The 14,927-nt window shown below is 52.3% G+C and carries 14 protein-coding genes and 2 pseudogenes; 13 read left to right on the top strand and 3 right to left on the bottom strand.

The genetic code is table 11. The features are described from left to right. Window positions 1-143 precede the first annotated feature (143 nt). The 7 genes and pseudogenes from HXW87_RS24795 (at window position 144) to HXW87_RS24765 (ending at window position 7,120) form a co-directional block, all read left to right on the top strand. Entirely contained in the window at window positions 144-1,343 is a 1,200-nt protein-coding gene (locus tag HXW87_RS24795) for a site-specific integrase (RefSeq protein ID WP_227343405.1), read from the top strand. Then, window positions 1,340-2,992, top strand: a complete 1,653-nt coding sequence (locus HXW87_RS24790) for a hypothetical protein (RefSeq protein WP_023082702.1) — start codon at window positions 1,340-1,342, stop codon at window positions 2,990-2,992. The genes HXW87_RS24795 and HXW87_RS24790 overlap by 4 nt, the downstream gene beginning before the upstream one ends. After that, window positions 2,955-5,282: a hypothetical protein gene (locus HXW87_RS24785; protein ID WP_041106970.1), complete on the top strand. Its 2,328-nt coding sequence runs from the start codon at window positions 2,955-2,957 to the stop codon at window positions 5,280-5,282. The genes HXW87_RS24790 and HXW87_RS24785 overlap by 38 nt, the downstream gene beginning before the upstream one ends. A gap of 1 nt (window position 5,283) precedes the next feature. Continuing rightward, window positions 5,284-5,694, top strand: coding sequence for a hypothetical protein (locus HXW87_RS24780; protein ID WP_052649197.1), 411 nt, complete (start codon window positions 5,284-5,286; stop codon window positions 5,692-5,694). 23 nt (window positions 5,695-5,717) lie between these two features. After that, window positions 5,718-6,179 (top strand): annotated as a pseudogene (locus tag HXW87_RS24775) (diguanylate cyclase); the annotation flags it as partial. A 66-nt stretch (window positions 6,180-6,245) separates the two neighbouring features. After that, window positions 6,246-6,509, top strand: a complete 264-nt coding sequence (locus tag HXW87_RS24770; RefSeq protein ID WP_023083089.1) for a BPSL0761 family protein — start codon at window positions 6,246-6,248, stop codon at window positions 6,507-6,509. A 14-nt stretch (window positions 6,510-6,523) separates the two neighbouring features. Then, window positions 6,524-7,120 carry a DUF6088 family protein gene (locus HXW87_RS24765; RefSeq protein ID WP_041106958.1) on the top strand — a complete coding sequence of 199 codons (597 nt, stop codon included), beginning with the start codon at window positions 6,524-6,526 and terminating at the stop codon, window positions 7,118-7,120. A 102-nt stretch (window positions 7,121-7,222) separates the two neighbouring features. Here the strand turns inward: HXW87_RS24765 and HXW87_RS24760 are convergent, their stop codons facing one another. Both HXW87_RS24760 and HXW87_RS24755 read right to left on the bottom strand, forming a co-directional pair. Beyond that, complete coding sequence (locus HXW87_RS24760) at window positions 7,223-8,377, bottom strand: XRE family transcriptional regulator (protein ID WP_031653271.1); 1,155 nt, start codon at window positions 8,375-8,377, stop codon at window positions 7,223-7,225. A gap of 6 nt (window positions 8,378-8,383) precedes the next feature. Continuing rightward, on the bottom strand, window positions 8,384-9,034 hold the full coding sequence (locus HXW87_RS24755; protein WP_045428535.1) for a hypothetical protein: 651 nt from the start codon (window positions 9,032-9,034) through the stop codon (window positions 8,384-8,386). A gap of 333 nt (window positions 9,035-9,367) precedes the next feature. On the opposite strand from HXW87_RS24755, the gene HXW87_RS24750 reads away from it, so the two are divergent. The 3 genes from HXW87_RS24750 to HXW87_RS29625 all read left to right on the top strand — a co-directional run bounded on the left by HXW87_RS24750 (window position 9,368) and on the right by HXW87_RS29625 (window position 10,429). After that, window positions 9,368-9,601: a hypothetical protein gene (locus HXW87_RS24750; RefSeq protein ID WP_031653269.1), complete on the top strand. Its 234-nt coding sequence runs from the start codon at window positions 9,368-9,370 to the stop codon at window positions 9,599-9,601. A 166-nt stretch (window positions 9,602-9,767) separates the two neighbouring features. Then, on the top strand, window positions 9,768-10,049 hold the full coding sequence (locus HXW87_RS24745) for a hypothetical protein (protein ID WP_041106953.1): 282 nt from the start codon (window positions 9,768-9,770) through the stop codon (window positions 10,047-10,049). A 137-nt stretch (window positions 10,050-10,186) separates the two neighbouring features. Then, window positions 10,187-10,429, top strand: a complete 243-nt coding sequence (locus HXW87_RS29625) for a hypothetical protein (RefSeq protein WP_041106950.1) — start codon at window positions 10,187-10,189, stop codon at window positions 10,427-10,429. A 142-nt stretch (window positions 10,430-10,571) separates the two neighbouring features. Here the strand turns inward: HXW87_RS29625 and umuC are convergent. Continuing rightward, window positions 10,572-11,735 (bottom strand): annotated as a pseudogene (umuC, locus tag HXW87_RS24740) (translesion error-prone DNA polymerase V subunit UmuC); the annotation flags it as partial. A 448-nt stretch (window positions 11,736-12,183) separates the two neighbouring features. On the opposite strand from umuC, the gene HXW87_RS24735 reads away from it, so the two are divergent. Genes HXW87_RS24735 through HXW87_RS24725 form a run of 3 tightly spaced genes read left to right on the top strand, consistent with a single transcriptional unit; the run spans window position 12,184 to window position 14,896 of the window. Continuing rightward, complete coding sequence (locus tag HXW87_RS24735; protein WP_239779184.1) at window positions 12,184-13,671, top strand: SulP family inorganic anion transporter; 1,488 nt, start codon at window positions 12,184-12,186, stop codon at window positions 13,669-13,671. 14 nt (window positions 13,672-13,685) lie between these two features. Beyond that, window positions 13,686-14,537 (top strand): universal stress protein, encoded by an 852-nt coding sequence (locus HXW87_RS24730; protein ID WP_239777906.1) that lies wholly within the window; start codon window positions 13,686-13,688, stop codon window positions 14,535-14,537. Then, window positions 14,537-14,896, top strand: a complete 360-nt coding sequence (locus HXW87_RS24725; RefSeq protein WP_021264365.1) for a TraR/DksA C4-type zinc finger protein — start codon at window positions 14,537-14,539, stop codon at window positions 14,894-14,896. The genes HXW87_RS24730 and HXW87_RS24725 overlap by 1 nt, the downstream gene beginning before the upstream one ends. Window positions 14,897-14,927: the final 31 nt, after the last annotated feature.

Here is a 14,927-nt window from a genome sequence, read left to right as displayed (position 1 = left end):
CCTTCCGTCGCTTTTCCTTTCCTCTCGTTTGACAGAACTCATTTATGGACTAGTTTGTAACTAAATCGGTTATTGGACTAGCTTTTTTGTCAATTATGAAAGTCAAACGATACCAATTCAATTCGTTGCCCTTCGTGTCGATAGTGGACGAAGCGGATTGCCCTATTGATCCGTATGTTTCCTGCTACCTCAATGGTGCTTTATCTGCTAAATCGGCCAATACGAGATTTAGGTACGCAAATGAACTGCTGTTCGTGCTGCAGTACTTTTCGGAAAAAAATATTGACCTACCCGAACGAGTTGCGTCGGGCATTTTTATCTCCCAGATGGAGTACATGCAGTTCTATGACAGATGCTGCTTAAGTAAGGGTTCTGGTGATGAAGGTATAAATATAAGATTTCTAGATATAAATGATAAACATCTAAGGAACATCATTGTTGCCAATCAGAAAGGGATGGCAAAGGTCGCTAGCGAAACCTTGCAAGGTCGCATCAGACGACTTCGACAATTTCTTTTATGGTTGTTCGATGAGTTTCACGAAGTGCAAGATGCTGACGAAAAAACAAAAAATAAATTTAATGGGCTTATTGCAGAAATTAGGTTAGATGAAGATGCCCTTGGCAAGAATGGAGGGCAACATGTTGGCGATCCTGAGGAATCGGTGATCCCGGATGACGTTTTCGTAAAGTTTTTAGAGATGGTGATGCCGTCCTCTCCTAATAATCCCTTTAAAGCATCTAGGGTGAGGAATTACTTGATCGTCAATTTGCTAGTCCTAAGCGGCATCAGAAGAGGTGCGCTGGCAAAATTGAAGATTTCTGACTGTCTATTTCATGGCACTAACGATCAGCTAGCTATTTATCGATCTGCAAATGATCCAACAGATCTGCGCTCTGAAAAACCCAATCAAAAGACAAAAGCACACTTCGCCTCGGTTGATCCAGGTTTTTTGGAGAAGGTTAAGTTCTATATTGACAACGTTCGTATTGTCTTTCCTCGTGCGCAATTCCATGACTTCGTGTTTGTCAGCGAAAATGACTCTAAAGGCACTGCGGGTCAGCCTCTTTCTTTAAAGGCAATAAATGCAATATTTCAAAAGCTCTCTAGGTCGCTGGGCTTTCATGTCCATCCTCATTTGTTGCGCCACAAATGGAATGAAATTTTTGATAAGAAAGGGGAGTCGCTTGGGGTCAATCCGGCTTTGCTTGAGGATGCTAGAAAATATGCCATGGGCTGGTCGCAAAATACGACTCAGAACAGACGATATAATGAAAAGCGAATTGCGCTGAAGACGAGAGAGATATCAATGGCGCATCAAAAAAGAGTGGATCCGCAAAAATGACTCGCGAGAAGAGGCGGGAAGTTTTTAAGTCTCTGACTAATGAAGGCTCATGGATTACGGCCAAATCTGGCCTGATGGTAAATACCTCGGAGGATGTATGGATATTACTGCCGAATAATGGAAAAGGAAAACGGTTGTGCGTTGACTGGGTTCATTCGTCTAACATGCCAGATGATGATAAAAACTTAATTCTGAGTGTATTTGTGGACTACGTACGAACCAAGGCTGCGAGTACGGCGTCAGGTATCGTTTGCAATGTAAAGCCATTTATGTTGAATGGCATTCCGTCCTTAGCCAGAGTTAAATCTATATGGAGTGGGCTGCAGACAAACAATAAGAAGGGGCTCAATCAGTTCTTTGGGACGCTCTCTAGGCAAGGTAATACACGGTATGAAGAATATCACAAGTATACGCGGACACATTTGGACAAGGGTAAAGACAATACTCTTGATCCTTCCATTGGGGCACTAAGCGATATTGAGTTTGACTCGTTAGCCAGGCAGATCAATGAAAATATACAAGAGTTCGACTGGGGCGCCAGTCGGGATCTTTTGTTTTTTCAGTCGCCGAGGCTATATGCGCGGCTCAGAAATATAGTCACTAACAAGTTGTTGCTCTCCATCGTAAGGCGGCCAATTCAAATTGCGCTATTGAAATGGTCTGATTTGATCCCCTCGGGTGCGAGTTTTCGCGACGCGGGAATTCTTCCTGTGGACGAAATCGGCACGGTAGGGGGGCAAACATTGCAGCTTAGAGTGTTCATAGTTAAGTCTAAGGGCGCACAATTCTCAAGGGAGCGGCCCGAGCGCTATCCAATACATCTTTCCGAATATATCTCAGGGGTTCTTATAGACTATAAACGGGTGGTATTGGAAGGGCTCAGACTAGTGATGGACTCAGCAGAGATTAAAGTGGATCAATCTGAACTCTTGAGCCTCATGAATGATATGCCTATGTTTCCAGCGGTTGATTTTTTTAAAGTGCGATTTGACTCTTTAGATTTGTTCAAAAGCATGTTTACGCCAAAGTCTACTGCCTACCACATATCGGAGACTGCAGTTGCACACGCCATGAGATGGGTTCCGGTTGCCTCTGATCGAACTGTCGAATGTATGGCTACTTCCAATAGAATTCGTCACACCGTATTAACTCGCGGTGCTCAAAATGGTCTGCCCGCCGTTCAATTGGCCAAGATGACAGGTGTCACCGTGCCGGCTGCAAGGCATTACATAGATTTGGATTATGTATCTAGGAGAGAGATTGACACAAAGTATATCGGAAATGAGTTTCTAAAGAAGGCTTTTAGCCATACCTTAACTGTCGTTCCGGAAGGCGATGAGGTCATTGTCGACAATAAGTTCAACCCTGTTGGTGGGGCACTCAACAAGCATTCCTGCGCGACCTGTTCAACTGTTTTAGGGAGACCATTGGGGTGTTATGGGTGCCCAAACTTTCGTCCGATGCTAGAAGCTGATCACAGGTCGGTATTGGCTGATGCAGAGGGCAAGCTTGCTGCAAACCGCAACTCCCTAGTTAGTCCTATTTACGCCCGAAGTATTGAAAAACTGGAGAGACAGATTGTTTGGGTGAAGCAGACAATAATGGTTTGCGATGAAGAACTCGCAAGGCAGCGCACAATCAATGCTTAACAAATACCTTGGCCGATTGGAGCGGCTCATCAACGAATATCGCGAAGCCGAGCTAGCGCAATTTGAAGGACATGGCGGCAAGAAGGCGGAGTTTGATGATTTGGTCTGGTATCACGTGGACCCCAATACTGGCCGCCGAACCAGATTCTTGTGTGGTGTACATGGGCGTAAGGGCAAAAGCAACGCCGGCAACCATCCCATATACGCCCTTCCTTACCCCTATGACCACCTGATAAAAGTGTGGATCATAGAAACAACGAACACACCACTTTCCGTCAACGAGAAAAAAATTCGGACGTCGGTAGCTAGGAAATTGTTGTCACTCATGGATGGTGATCTCTATGAGCAATCAGAGTGCACAATCACCAGTCTTAATTTGGGGGCGCGTTCAGCTGACCGCTTGCGGCCGTTTCTCGCGTTCTGCGCTGAAAAGGGGGTGATGCGAAAGGTCAACCTGAAGGGCAGCGACAGCAGAGACAGGACGGGACATGCCACGTTTGACAATACGCTGGAGAAACTTCCAGATATCCAAGCAGTGCTTGCGCTAGCCGACATCTTCTCTACTGTATTTGAGTATGTGGATGAACATGGCTCGCTGCGCCCTGGTAAAGAGATAAAAATCCATGATGCCTTAGTAGTGACTTTTGGAACGCTGTCGCTGGCGTCGCCTAATCGAACTTCTGCGGAAATACCTGTTCTTCCTAAACAAAGACTGCATTGTTACTCTGAAAGCAATGGAGAGCCAGTTTATTACCTCGACTGGATTGGAAGTAAAGGCTACGGGAACAACAAGAACCACATACTTGCGGTGCTCGCTGATCCGATAAAGAAAGCCATGAACTTCTTTTACAAAGCATGCGAGCCAGCGAGAATTCTATGTCGATTCTACGAGAACCCGGACCAAAGCTTGAAAGCGTTGCTTGGTGGGTTCGAGATAGCGCCAGAACTAAAGAGGAATTTAAATTTAGCGCAGCGGCCCAATCTTTTCACATTGGGTTATGCATTAGGGTTCTATGGGGCTAATGATTGCGTTCCGATCCTTAAGGAAGGAGTTGATCTGACTTCCACCTATAAAAGTCAAAGAGGCCATTTTTTCGAAAAAAAACCGATTTATTCATTGCGGCCTAAAGATCAGTTGTCCGTGTCGCAAACAAGAAGTGCAGCTTTAGCAGGATTACCCCACTTGTTCGGGTACGCCAATATGCCAAAAGTTTTTTCCGATAAGTCTGTCGTTTCGGTTGAAGAAGTGCAGGAGTGGTGGATTGCTTTCTATAGGACATCAATTTTGCCGGAATTTCCACTCTCATTTTCAAGCGGAGAATCAAGTATCAAGCTTAAGGATGCCATGTTCTGCTTCTTGGGGAGTTGGCTTTATGGTGCGCCCGAGAGTGTCGGAAGTGGTGGGAAAGTTTTTCAAAAGACAAACTATGCGGTGGTGCCATTAGCGTCGCTAGGCGCCTCGGTTCTTACTCGACTGGTCGGCCAGGGGCGCTACACGACATCGATTTTTCAGGATTACGGATTTTCGTCAGAATTAATTCTGCGACCGCATAGTCTGCGGCACTTATCTAACACCCTTGCTGATTTAAGTAGCATTCCAGTTGAAATTATCACTGCTTGGTCTGGCAGAAAGAATCCCGAGCAAACCCATACTTATATTCATACGACTCACGACGAGAAAGCCAGTCGTGTGAGTGCGATATTGAATCCGCCAGATATCGACAGGCGGGATATTCGAGTCGTTTCCCAAAATCAACTTACACAAACCACCAACCTGCCGGCATCTGTCACCTCCACCGGTCTTTGTACTCAAAATCTTAATGTAACGCCTTGCAATTATTTGAACGATTTCGTCTCGCAGTGCTTCATGTGTCCGGAGACTTGTCACATAGCAGGCGATGTGAAGACAATCGAGTTTTTTGAGAAAGATTTATCGTTTCAAACTTTGAGATTAGAATCGGTAGCGTGTGATCCACGCTTACCAAACTCCCAGGCGATGAGGCAGTGGTATCTAATTCACTCGCGAAATACCCATATTCTATCCATGCTGAATGATTTGATGAAAAGTAAGCCTGTCGGAACGATGATTCGTTACTCAAATAAAAATTCTGAGTTCAGTTTGACCGATCTAAATACCAAGATCATTACAAAGGTCGCGTGTGCCCTACCGGATTTTGAGGCTCGCCTGAAGGGTATTATTGAAGATAAGACTGCCAGAACAGCATCTGATGCTAATCCCGAGTTGCGCTCTCTTTTATCCTCTTTCGGTCTGTCTGAAGGGGAGGTGTGATGTGGTAGTACCAAAAATATCAGCTCAGCAACAGCGTAAAATTGAGATTATGTTAGCTAAGTGGGTAGGTAAGCTGACTTGGGACGCGCTGGTCGCTAAGGTAGAGCTTGAGCTTGGCATAAAAACAACTAGACAAACCCTATGCACTTATGTCGGTATCAATACATATTATAAGAATAAAAAAGCTCAACTTCGTGGCGCAACTCCTTCCCTGCTCACAAAGATAACTGCTTCTGAAGTAAAGCTTGTGGAGCAAATAGAGCACTTGAAGGCTGAGGTTGCGGTTCTCAAAAGAAATAATGCAGAGCAACTGCGTATGATTGAGAGGATGCTTTTGAACGCCAATGCCATTCCCAACCTTGATCTCTATGCCTTGATCAAGAAAAGACCTGAAGAGATACAAAATGGCTAATCATTCGTACACCTCCTCGACTATGCCGTTGGATTATCGCAGTTGGAATGATCAGCGAAGGCACGGACATTCCTCGACTCCAGGTGTGCTGCTACCTCAGTCGCATCCGCACTGAGCTGCATTACCGACAAGTGCTTGGGCGAGTGCTTCGGCGCACAGGCGAGCCCGATAATCAGGCGTGGCTATTCATGTTAGCGGAGCCGACACTGCAGTGCTTGGCAGAGAGAATTGCAGATGATCTACCGGATGACCTGGCAGTGCTGAACGAGGTAGAGATGCCAGCCTCCACTTCAGGTTCAATATCTGGCTGGATTGGGGCTGCTGGTAATATCGATGTCCTGGATGACAGTAATGGAAGTGGCATTGCGCAGGTAATTGGGGCAGGTGCTACATGCGCCTTATCCCTGGGGGGCTCTGCCGCTGAGCCAAACCATCTGGTCAGCTTTTCCAAGCACTACCGGCAACAGTTGCTGGCTTGCTTTTGATGCTTGTATGGAGGACTGAATTCAAGCGTCGGCAGACGTGGTTGACTGAATCAGGAGATAGCCGCATTGACCCTTCCTCACGAAAGAACCCGCAGCGTCATCAAGACCGAAGAGTTCCTGCGAGAGCTCGCCCGTAACACTGAGCTGCCTCAGGATATCCGCAGCTATGCGAAAAGCCTGCTCAGGCACTACCCGTCGGCCGACCAGATCCTCTCGTTGGGGCGCCTTGAAGAGTGCCTGGTGAGCGATGCACCAGATGATGAATATCGACGGCGGGTGATCGCTTTTCATCAGCCGCTGTTCAGCTCGTCATTGGACTTCACGCGATAGAAATGAGAGCCGCAATGTCCAGCACTGATTTTGCTCTGTCGGTATCCACCCGCATTGCGCAACGGATTAAGCGCTTACCCAAAGGGCAACCCTTCTGCATCGGCCGCTTTGCGGAGCTTGGAGCGCGTGGCGCCATATCCAAGGCACTAGCTCGGCTGGTCAGCCAAGGCGAACTTGAACGGGTGCATCGAGGAATTTACATGCGCCCGAAATCCAGTCGATACGTTGCACGGGTCCGCCCAAATGTATGGGAAGTAGTGAGCTTGATCGCTAGGCAGAACCGCCATGTTCTACAGATTCATGGCGCTCATGCGGTCAGGTTGTTTGGACTGAGCACCCAGATGCCGCTCATTCCGATCTATTACACCAGCGGACCCAGCCGATCATTTTTTATAGGTAAGGGTGAGGTCCGGTTGGTACATGCGGCACCAATGGTCATGCAGCGTGCCGGGACCGAGGTAGGGACGGCTATCAGCGCACTATTTTATCTCGGTAAAGACGGCTCGACCCCGGAATGCATTGCCGCGATCAAGAAGGTGCTCAGGCCAGAAGACCTAACCACATTAATGGCCTGCAAAATGCCGAAATGGATGCGCATGGCGTTGGAGTAGTCAGCGCGCATACACACCGTCAACACGCTTGCTCCTTAACGCTCTGTCAGGCAGATTTCCGTTGCTGGCCGAGTCCGACCAAGCGACATCGGCGGCATCCCTTCACCCCTTGACCAAACGGAGATGGGCACCTGATTTCCCACCAGAGTCGGATGGGTTAGCGCTCTGCCCCTTCAACACGTTCAACATCAATCCGAACGTCAATTCATTGATCTCCTCAGGACTGATTGCCAGTTCTCCCGCGACGCCAGCTTTCCCAACCCCATCTGCACGTAACGCGGCGAAAATCTTCTCCAGGATCACTGACCGCTCATGAGCAATAGATTCCGGCTCTTCGGTGCGATAGCCCTCTTGAGCAATCTGAATACACAGCGTTCGGTAAGCCCACTCCGTGGAAAGCCCCAGGCTATGAAGCCGGTAATTTAAGGCTGCCACAGAAACGGACCAGAGCTTCTTGTATTTGATTAGGCTTTTGATAGTGATCGAACGTGGAGCCATCGCTAGAACGCTTGCACGTGGCATTAGAAAAGCCGACGCAAAGGCATTCGCCTCACGCTCTAAATCAGGTCCTTGTGGGTGGGCATGCTGGTGCATAACCAAATGTCCTAATTCATGAGCTGCGTCAAAGCGGCAACGCTCGGCCGACTTAAAGGTATTCAAGAACATAAAGGGGCGGCCGCCACTCCACATCGAGAACGCGTCGACCTCCTTTGCATCAATTGCAAGTGAGTAGACACGAACGCCTTTCGACTCAAGAAGCGCAATCATGTTCTTAACCGGCTGCTCACCTAAACCCCAGTGTGCCCTCAGCATCTCCGCAGCGGCCTCTGGCGCTTGGGCACTGCGTGATAGTGCCAGCTTATCGAGCGCCTCAAAATTCGTCAGTGCAGCGCGTTCGGACCCCAGGTCCGGAAGATCTGGCTCTGGCAAATCGAAACGTTGCTCGATCCAGTCATTCAGCAGGAGCGCAATTGCGCCTGCACCGAGAGCTGAATCCCTAAGGCCAGCAGTCATCTTTGAGAGCGACCGGAAACTGGCAACATCCGGCGTTGGCACCTCAGGATCATCACCAAAGAAAAACGCTTCGGGGAACCGAAGCGTTTTAGCGATTTTTGCAAGGGTTCCAGGCTCAGGCTCCTGCGTGCCACTCTCGTAGCCGGAGACTGATCGCTCCGTTACTCCTATATGAGTGGCAAGCTCACGCTTTTTCATACCTCGCCGGCGACGGGCGAGCGCAAATCGTTGTGGATTAAACATGATCTATCACGAGCTTTTACGGCGAATTTCGATGTCGATATCCGGACCGCCTGGGGAGGTAACCTCAAAGAAATCATCATCAAGAGCAAGGGTGCCAAGCATGATGCGTTCAGACCAGAAATTGATCTTGCCGCCTTTACCCATTCCCGATGGACGTGAGAGCTCGATGCGGATTTCCTTCTTCACCGTGTCGGTGTGGTGGAGCAGGATCCAGGTCTCATGAGGGCCTGATTCAGGCAGCTCCTCCGGATCGGGCAGCAAGTCATCAAACATGTCGAACTGGCAGTTCCGCTCAACAGCATCAACTGTATTTTTACCCTTCCTGGATCGGCTGCTCGGCATCCCCAGCAGATTTCCAACATAGCTATCTCCCGATGCGACAGCAATCGCGAGATTGAGCGCCGAGTGAACGGTAAGAGGGTAGTTCGACTGTTCATGCGCGACCCACCCTAGTGGGCGCAGCTGATCGCGCACCGCTCCTACCAACCAGCCCCACATTTCAAGGCCGGGAAAAATGCTGGGATGGTTAGGAGTCAGGCGAACCCGCTGTAGGTGAGCTTGATTGATAGCCTCACGCAGTGGCTCGCGCTCCAGACTCAACTGTTCAAGACGGGCGGCGATTTCATCCTGATCACTGAATACCTGGCAAGCCTGCATCTGAGGACTCCTAACACAACGGTGACTTCCGGTTATTCTTCCTCAAATGAGGTAAAAAAACAAGAAGCACACGTCGCGGAGGGAGACCGAGAGGACGTTGCAGCATGCGTGTTGCCGCCTGTGCATTTTCCACCCACATGCCGGAATTTCATTGACCCAGTTTCGAGCACCAAGCGAGTTGTAGAATTTCGCTTTCAGACTGCTGGGTTAGGGCAGAATAGCGTCGGCACCTGGGTTAAAAATGCACTGGCGATAACATTTGATGTTTGCGGCAGTACCGCCTCCCGTTCCGGATTGGCACAGTAATAGACTTGATTCAAATTCGGAGGAAGCATGGGTATTTCGTATTACCTCGCATGTTTGGAGACCCGGCAATATGTCTGGGTTGGCAGGCTTGACCCACAGGGGGAGGTGCCGGCGGTGGACGTCGAAGGCTCCATCGCCATGTTCGCGCTGGAGAATCGGAACAAACCGTTGATCGTCGTTAGTGAAAGCCATCCGATCCTCGAAGAGGGAATGGAGTGGTCGCCGCCCGCAACGCAAGAAACGTGCAGCGGACAACCATGACGAACCACCGCCAACCGCATCTGTCGAAGACCTGCCATATCCACCGCCGTCATGGCACACCAGACCATGCTTGAGCTAACGCAGCGGGGCTGGAAAACTGGCAAAAGGCGCTCCGTTGCGCAGTGCCCTCGGTTACTCTTTTTAATACGAAGATGAGGTCTGCCCGGTGACAGAGAGCCATAAAGACACCATTTGCGATGTATGCGCTACCAGTACGAGGGTGCCGGGGTACGGCGAGCAGTTCGGGACGCTTCAGGCGCTCTGGGGCTATGGCGCAGGGCATGATGGCGAACGCTATCGAGTCAATCTATGCGAAAGCTGCTTTTTCGCGGCACTAGCGTTTTTGAAGCAGGAGCGCCGCACGCAGAATCTGTTCAGCGATGAGCAGCCCTGCGAGGAGCGCCCATTCGGACTAGTCGCCCGCGATGACTACTTTGGTGATTCGTAGCCATATCGCAGAGATGAGGTTATTGGCTCGCCAGCATCGAACTCAGGCCATGTCTGCACGACTTCTCGGTACAATGGCGTCACCGGCAATCGCTCTAGGGATCTCGCTTGACTGACGCAAAACTCACTGAAGTCGAGATGCGGCGCGCGCTTGGCCTAGACCTCGCGCCTTCGAAATCGAAGCAGCCCATACCCAAACAGCACTCTACCGTCACACTCGTTGAATTGAGCGTGCGTAAGAACGGTGGTTCGCCATTCCGCTTCGAGCACCGCTCCCGTTCCATCAGTACTCTCGCTGCCCAACTCGAGGCCGAGAAAGCAGCACGGGAGAAAGGGTATGAGGTCTGGGTCGTGTTGGATATCAGGCAGGTTTCATCATAGAGCCGCAACAGCCGTCAGTCAGTCCACGCCTCGCTGATTGCTCTGGGGCAGTGAACGCTTGAGTCAACTAGATCGAGTCAGTTCGCACTCGGGCAGCTCTTGGCCGGCACCTGTCTCTTCCAGGGTAAGCCGCCTCAAGCCCTTACGTTACCGTCCATAACTGATCAATCCGCGTCGTATAGCTCGGGCTCATCATCTCCCGACGCATGCCCCAGTCCGGTTTCGCCGGCACCCCTGCAGGTCGCATCGTTCCACGCCCCCATCGTGCATTGATCGCATCCATCACCCCCATCACCCGCTCGGCAGCCATCGGCGGTGTCGCGACGAACAGGTCATCAGTGAACTCGCCACGCTGGCGCAGATCGAGCAACAGGATCTCCGCCTTACTGAATGCAAAGCCGGCCCGGAAGATCAGTTCCAGCCCCGCGGAGGCGGCTTTGGTTATCAGTCGGGTATCGTCGGTCGGATAGGGCAACTCACAGATAATGCCCTTGGTGAACTTCGGCTCGTCCGGGTTGAACATGCCAGTACGAATGCTGATCCGTACCTTCTTGCACAGGGAGTGCTGCGCGCGCAGCTTTTCACAAGCCCGAGCGGTGTAGGAGGCGACCGCTTCGCGGATCGGCGGCAGTTCATGTAAACGCTTGCCGAACATCCGGCTGCAGCAGATCTCTTGCTTCGGCGGTACTTGCTCCTCGAGCGCCAGGCAGGATGTGCCACGCAGCTCACGGGCCGTCTTCTCCACCACTACCGAGAACTTGCTGCGCAGTGTCCAGGCGTCAGCCTGGGCAAGATCCCAGGCAGTACGAATGTTCATGTCGGCCAGGTGGGCGGTCATCTGCCGGCCGATGCCCCAGACCTCGCTGACATCCATCACCTGCAGGAGCCTGTTGCGCTTTTCGGGCTTTCGGATGTCCACGACCCCACCGGTCTGCCGTTGCCATAGCTTCGCCGCACGATTGGCCAGCTTGGCCAAGGTCTTGGTCTGGGCAATGCCCACCCCCACCGGGATGCCAGTGCAGCGCAGCACCCGTGCACGCATCTCCCGCCCCAACCTCTCCAAACTGCCAGGCATACCGGTCAGGTCGGCGAACGCTTCATCAATGCTGTACACCTCAAGCACCGGAGCCATCCCCTCGAGAATGGTCATCACCCGCTGACTCATGTCGCCATAAAGCGCGTAGTTGCTGGAGAACGCAAAAATGCCGTGCTGCCGAAGCTTTTGCCTGATCTGAAAATACGGCTCACCCATCTTGATGCCCAGCGCCTTGGCCTCGGCCGAGCGGGCGATCACGCAGCCGTCGTTGTATCTGAATGACCCTAACAGTTAGTTGAGTGTAAGATATTGATTTATAAGCAAATTAACTCCCTAACATTTTTTTGATTATTTTCCTTCGTTCCTGATGGCGATACTCCTCGACTAAGCCTATTTCAGACGTGGCTTCGCAAAGCAGGGCGGCGGATCGCAATCGACGATAGCTTCACTGTATACTTTTGGCTCCGCATACCCCTTGAGCTACAGGAACACCAGCATGACTGTACTCCAAACGCTCTACTGGCAGCCTACGCCGCCTTAGCGCTACGCCCCCTCGCAACAACCTCGCCTCCGCCAGTTTCGCTGGCTGCTGCGTACTGCTGTATGCCCGGTTCTTACACCCAAAGCGCACAGCAAAATAATCCTCACAATTTGAATTCGTATCGACGCGCTCGCCATTTTCCTGGCATGCGTGCGGTGCATTGCTTTGGATATTCTGATGCTACAAACACTCAAACAAACGTGGTTTTCCAACGTCCGTGGCGACGTGCTCGCGGGGATCGTCGTCGCACTTGCGCTGATCCCTGAAGCCATCGCTTTCTCTATCATTGCGGGCGTCGACCCCAAAGTTGGTCTCTACGCCTCATTCTGTATCGCCGTGGTGATCGCCTTTGTCGGTGGCCGCCCAGGCATGATTTCAGCCGCGACAGGGGCCATGGCACTGCTGATGGTGACCCTGGTCAAGAACCATGGTCTTGAATATCTGCTGGCCGCCACGCTGCTGTGTGGCGTGTTGCAAATTGGTGCTGGCTACCTGAAGCTCGGCTCGCTGATGCGCTTCGTTTCGCGCTCGGTGGTGACCGGCTTCGTCAATGCACTGGCGATCCTGATTTTCATGGCTCAGCTGCCCGAGCTGACCAATGTCACCTGGCACGTCTACGCCATGACAGCCGCAGGCCTCGGCATCATCTACCTATTTCCCTATATCCCCAGGATCGGCAAGCTCATCCCATCGCCACTGGTGTGCATCATCGTGCTGACCGCAGTCGCCATGTCGGTTGGGCTGGATATCCGCACGGTCGGTGATATGGGGGAACTGCCGGATACGCTGCCAATCTTTCTCTGGCCTGACGTGCCGCTGACGTTCGAGACGTTGGCCATCATCTTCCCTTACTCGGCAGCGCTGGCCGTGGTCGGTCTGCTGGAGTCGATGATGACCGCGACTATTGTCGACGACCTGACCGACACCTCCAGTGACAAGAACCGCGAGTGCAAGGGTCAAGGCGTGGCCAACATTGCTTCGGGCCTAATCGGCGGTATGGCAGGTTGCGCGATGATTGGTCAGTCGATCATCAACGTTAAATCCGGCGGTCGTTCTCGTCTGTCCTCCCTGGCCGCAGGCGTATTCCTGCTACTGATGGTGGTATTCCTCGGCGACTGGCTGAAGCAGATCCCGATGGCTGCGCTGGTGGCAGTGATGATCATGGTGTCCATCGGCACCTTCAGTTGGGATTCGCTGCGCAACCTGAAGAAGCACCCACTGTCGACCAACATTGTCATGGTCGTCACCGTGGTGGTCGTGGTGGCCACCCACAACCTGGCCTTCGGCGTCTTGGCCGGCGTGCTGCTGGCCGCGATGTTCTTCGCCAACAAGGTTGGCCATTACATGGCGATCAGTTCTTCGCTGGACGAATCCGGCGAGCATCGTAGCTATAACGTCACTGGCCAGGTGTTCTTCAGCTCGGCAGACAAGTTCGTCGCGGCCTTCGACTTCAAAGAAGCCCTGAACAAGGTAACCATCGACCTGAATCGCGCCCACTTCTGGGATATCACCGCAGTTGCTGCCCTGGACAAGGTGGTTATCAAGTTCCGCCGCGAAGGCACCGAAGTTGAAGTGTTAGGTCTCAACGAAGCGAGCGCCACTATCGTGGATCGATTCGGAGTTCACGATAAACCCGACGCCATTGATCAACTCATGGGCCACTGAGAAGGAGAACAACGATGACCCAAGTAATTGCCTGTATCGACGGTTCCACCTCGGCTCCAGCTGTGTGCGACTACGCAGCCTGGGCCAGTCTGAGCCTGGAAGCCCCGCTGACCTTCTTGCATGTGCTGGATCAGCGCCAGTACCCAGTTGCGGCCGACTTGAGTGGCAATATCGGCCTTGGCAGCCGCGAGCATCTGCTCGATGAGCTTGCTTCCCTGGATGAACAGCGCGGTAAGTTGGCCCTGGAGCAGGGGCGGATCATGTTAACGGCCGCGAAAGAGCGGGCCATGACGGATGGTGTGACCGCGCCGGAGTCCAAGCAACGTCATGGCGATCTGCTGGAAAACCTGCAAGAGCTGGAAAGCGAAACGCGCCTATTGGTCATCGGTCGCCAAGGCGAGTCTAGCGGCGGTCTGAGTCAGCATGTCGGAAGCCAGCTGGAGAGCGTGATTCGTATCATGCACCGGCCAATCCTGGTCACCCCGGCCAACTTCCAAAAGCCCGAGAGCGCGATGCTGGCCTTCGATGGCAGCGCTACTACCCGCAAGGGTGTGGAGATGCTGGCGGCCAGCCCCCTGCTGAAGGGGCTGCCGATCCACCTGGTGATGGTTGGGCCAGTGAACGACGAATCGTCCGCGCAGCTGGACTGGGCGCAGAAAGTGCTGCTCAACGTCGGATTCACTGTTCGCGCCGAGACCCTGAACGGCGAGATAGAGCCTACCTTGCACGCCTATCAGAAAGAGCATGGCATCGATCTGCTGGTGATGGGGGCCTATGGCCATTCCCGTATCCGGCAATTCCTGGTCGGTAGCACCACGACCAGCATGCTCCGCACCACAACCAGTCCGCTGTTACTGCTGCGCTAATGGCCTTGGAGGACGCCCTCGATCTTGCCCATTTCAAGACCCTGCTGGAACAGCGGGCTGCCGAGCTGGATCGATTGCTGGAAGACGCTGAGTCTCGCTCGCAATCGGTAGAGCTGGATCAAAGCAAGGTAGGGCGTTTGTCGAGGATGGATGCACTCCAGCAGCAAGCAATGAACGATGCCATCCGCAGTCGGGCGCAGCATGAACGCGTCCGCCTCCAACTGGCCCTCAAGCGTTGGCACGAGGGTGAGTATGGCTGGTGTAACCAATGCGGCGAGTTGATCGCCTCGGGCCGCTTGGAATTCGATCCGGCCACGCCGTTTTGCGTCACCTGTGCCAGCCGCACCGAGTCGGGTTGAAACCATCACGGCTGGTGGCGTCAGTCCCATT

The sequence above is a fragment of the Pseudomonas sp. Y5-11 genome, from assembly GCF_022368695.1.
GTDB classification, from domain to species: domain Bacteria; phylum Pseudomonadota; class Gammaproteobacteria; order Pseudomonadales; family Pseudomonadaceae; genus Aquipseudomonas; species Aquipseudomonas parakoreensis.
The sequence above is the reverse complement of the archived record's forward strand: the minus strand, read 5'-3'. Positions and strand labels throughout refer to the sequence as shown.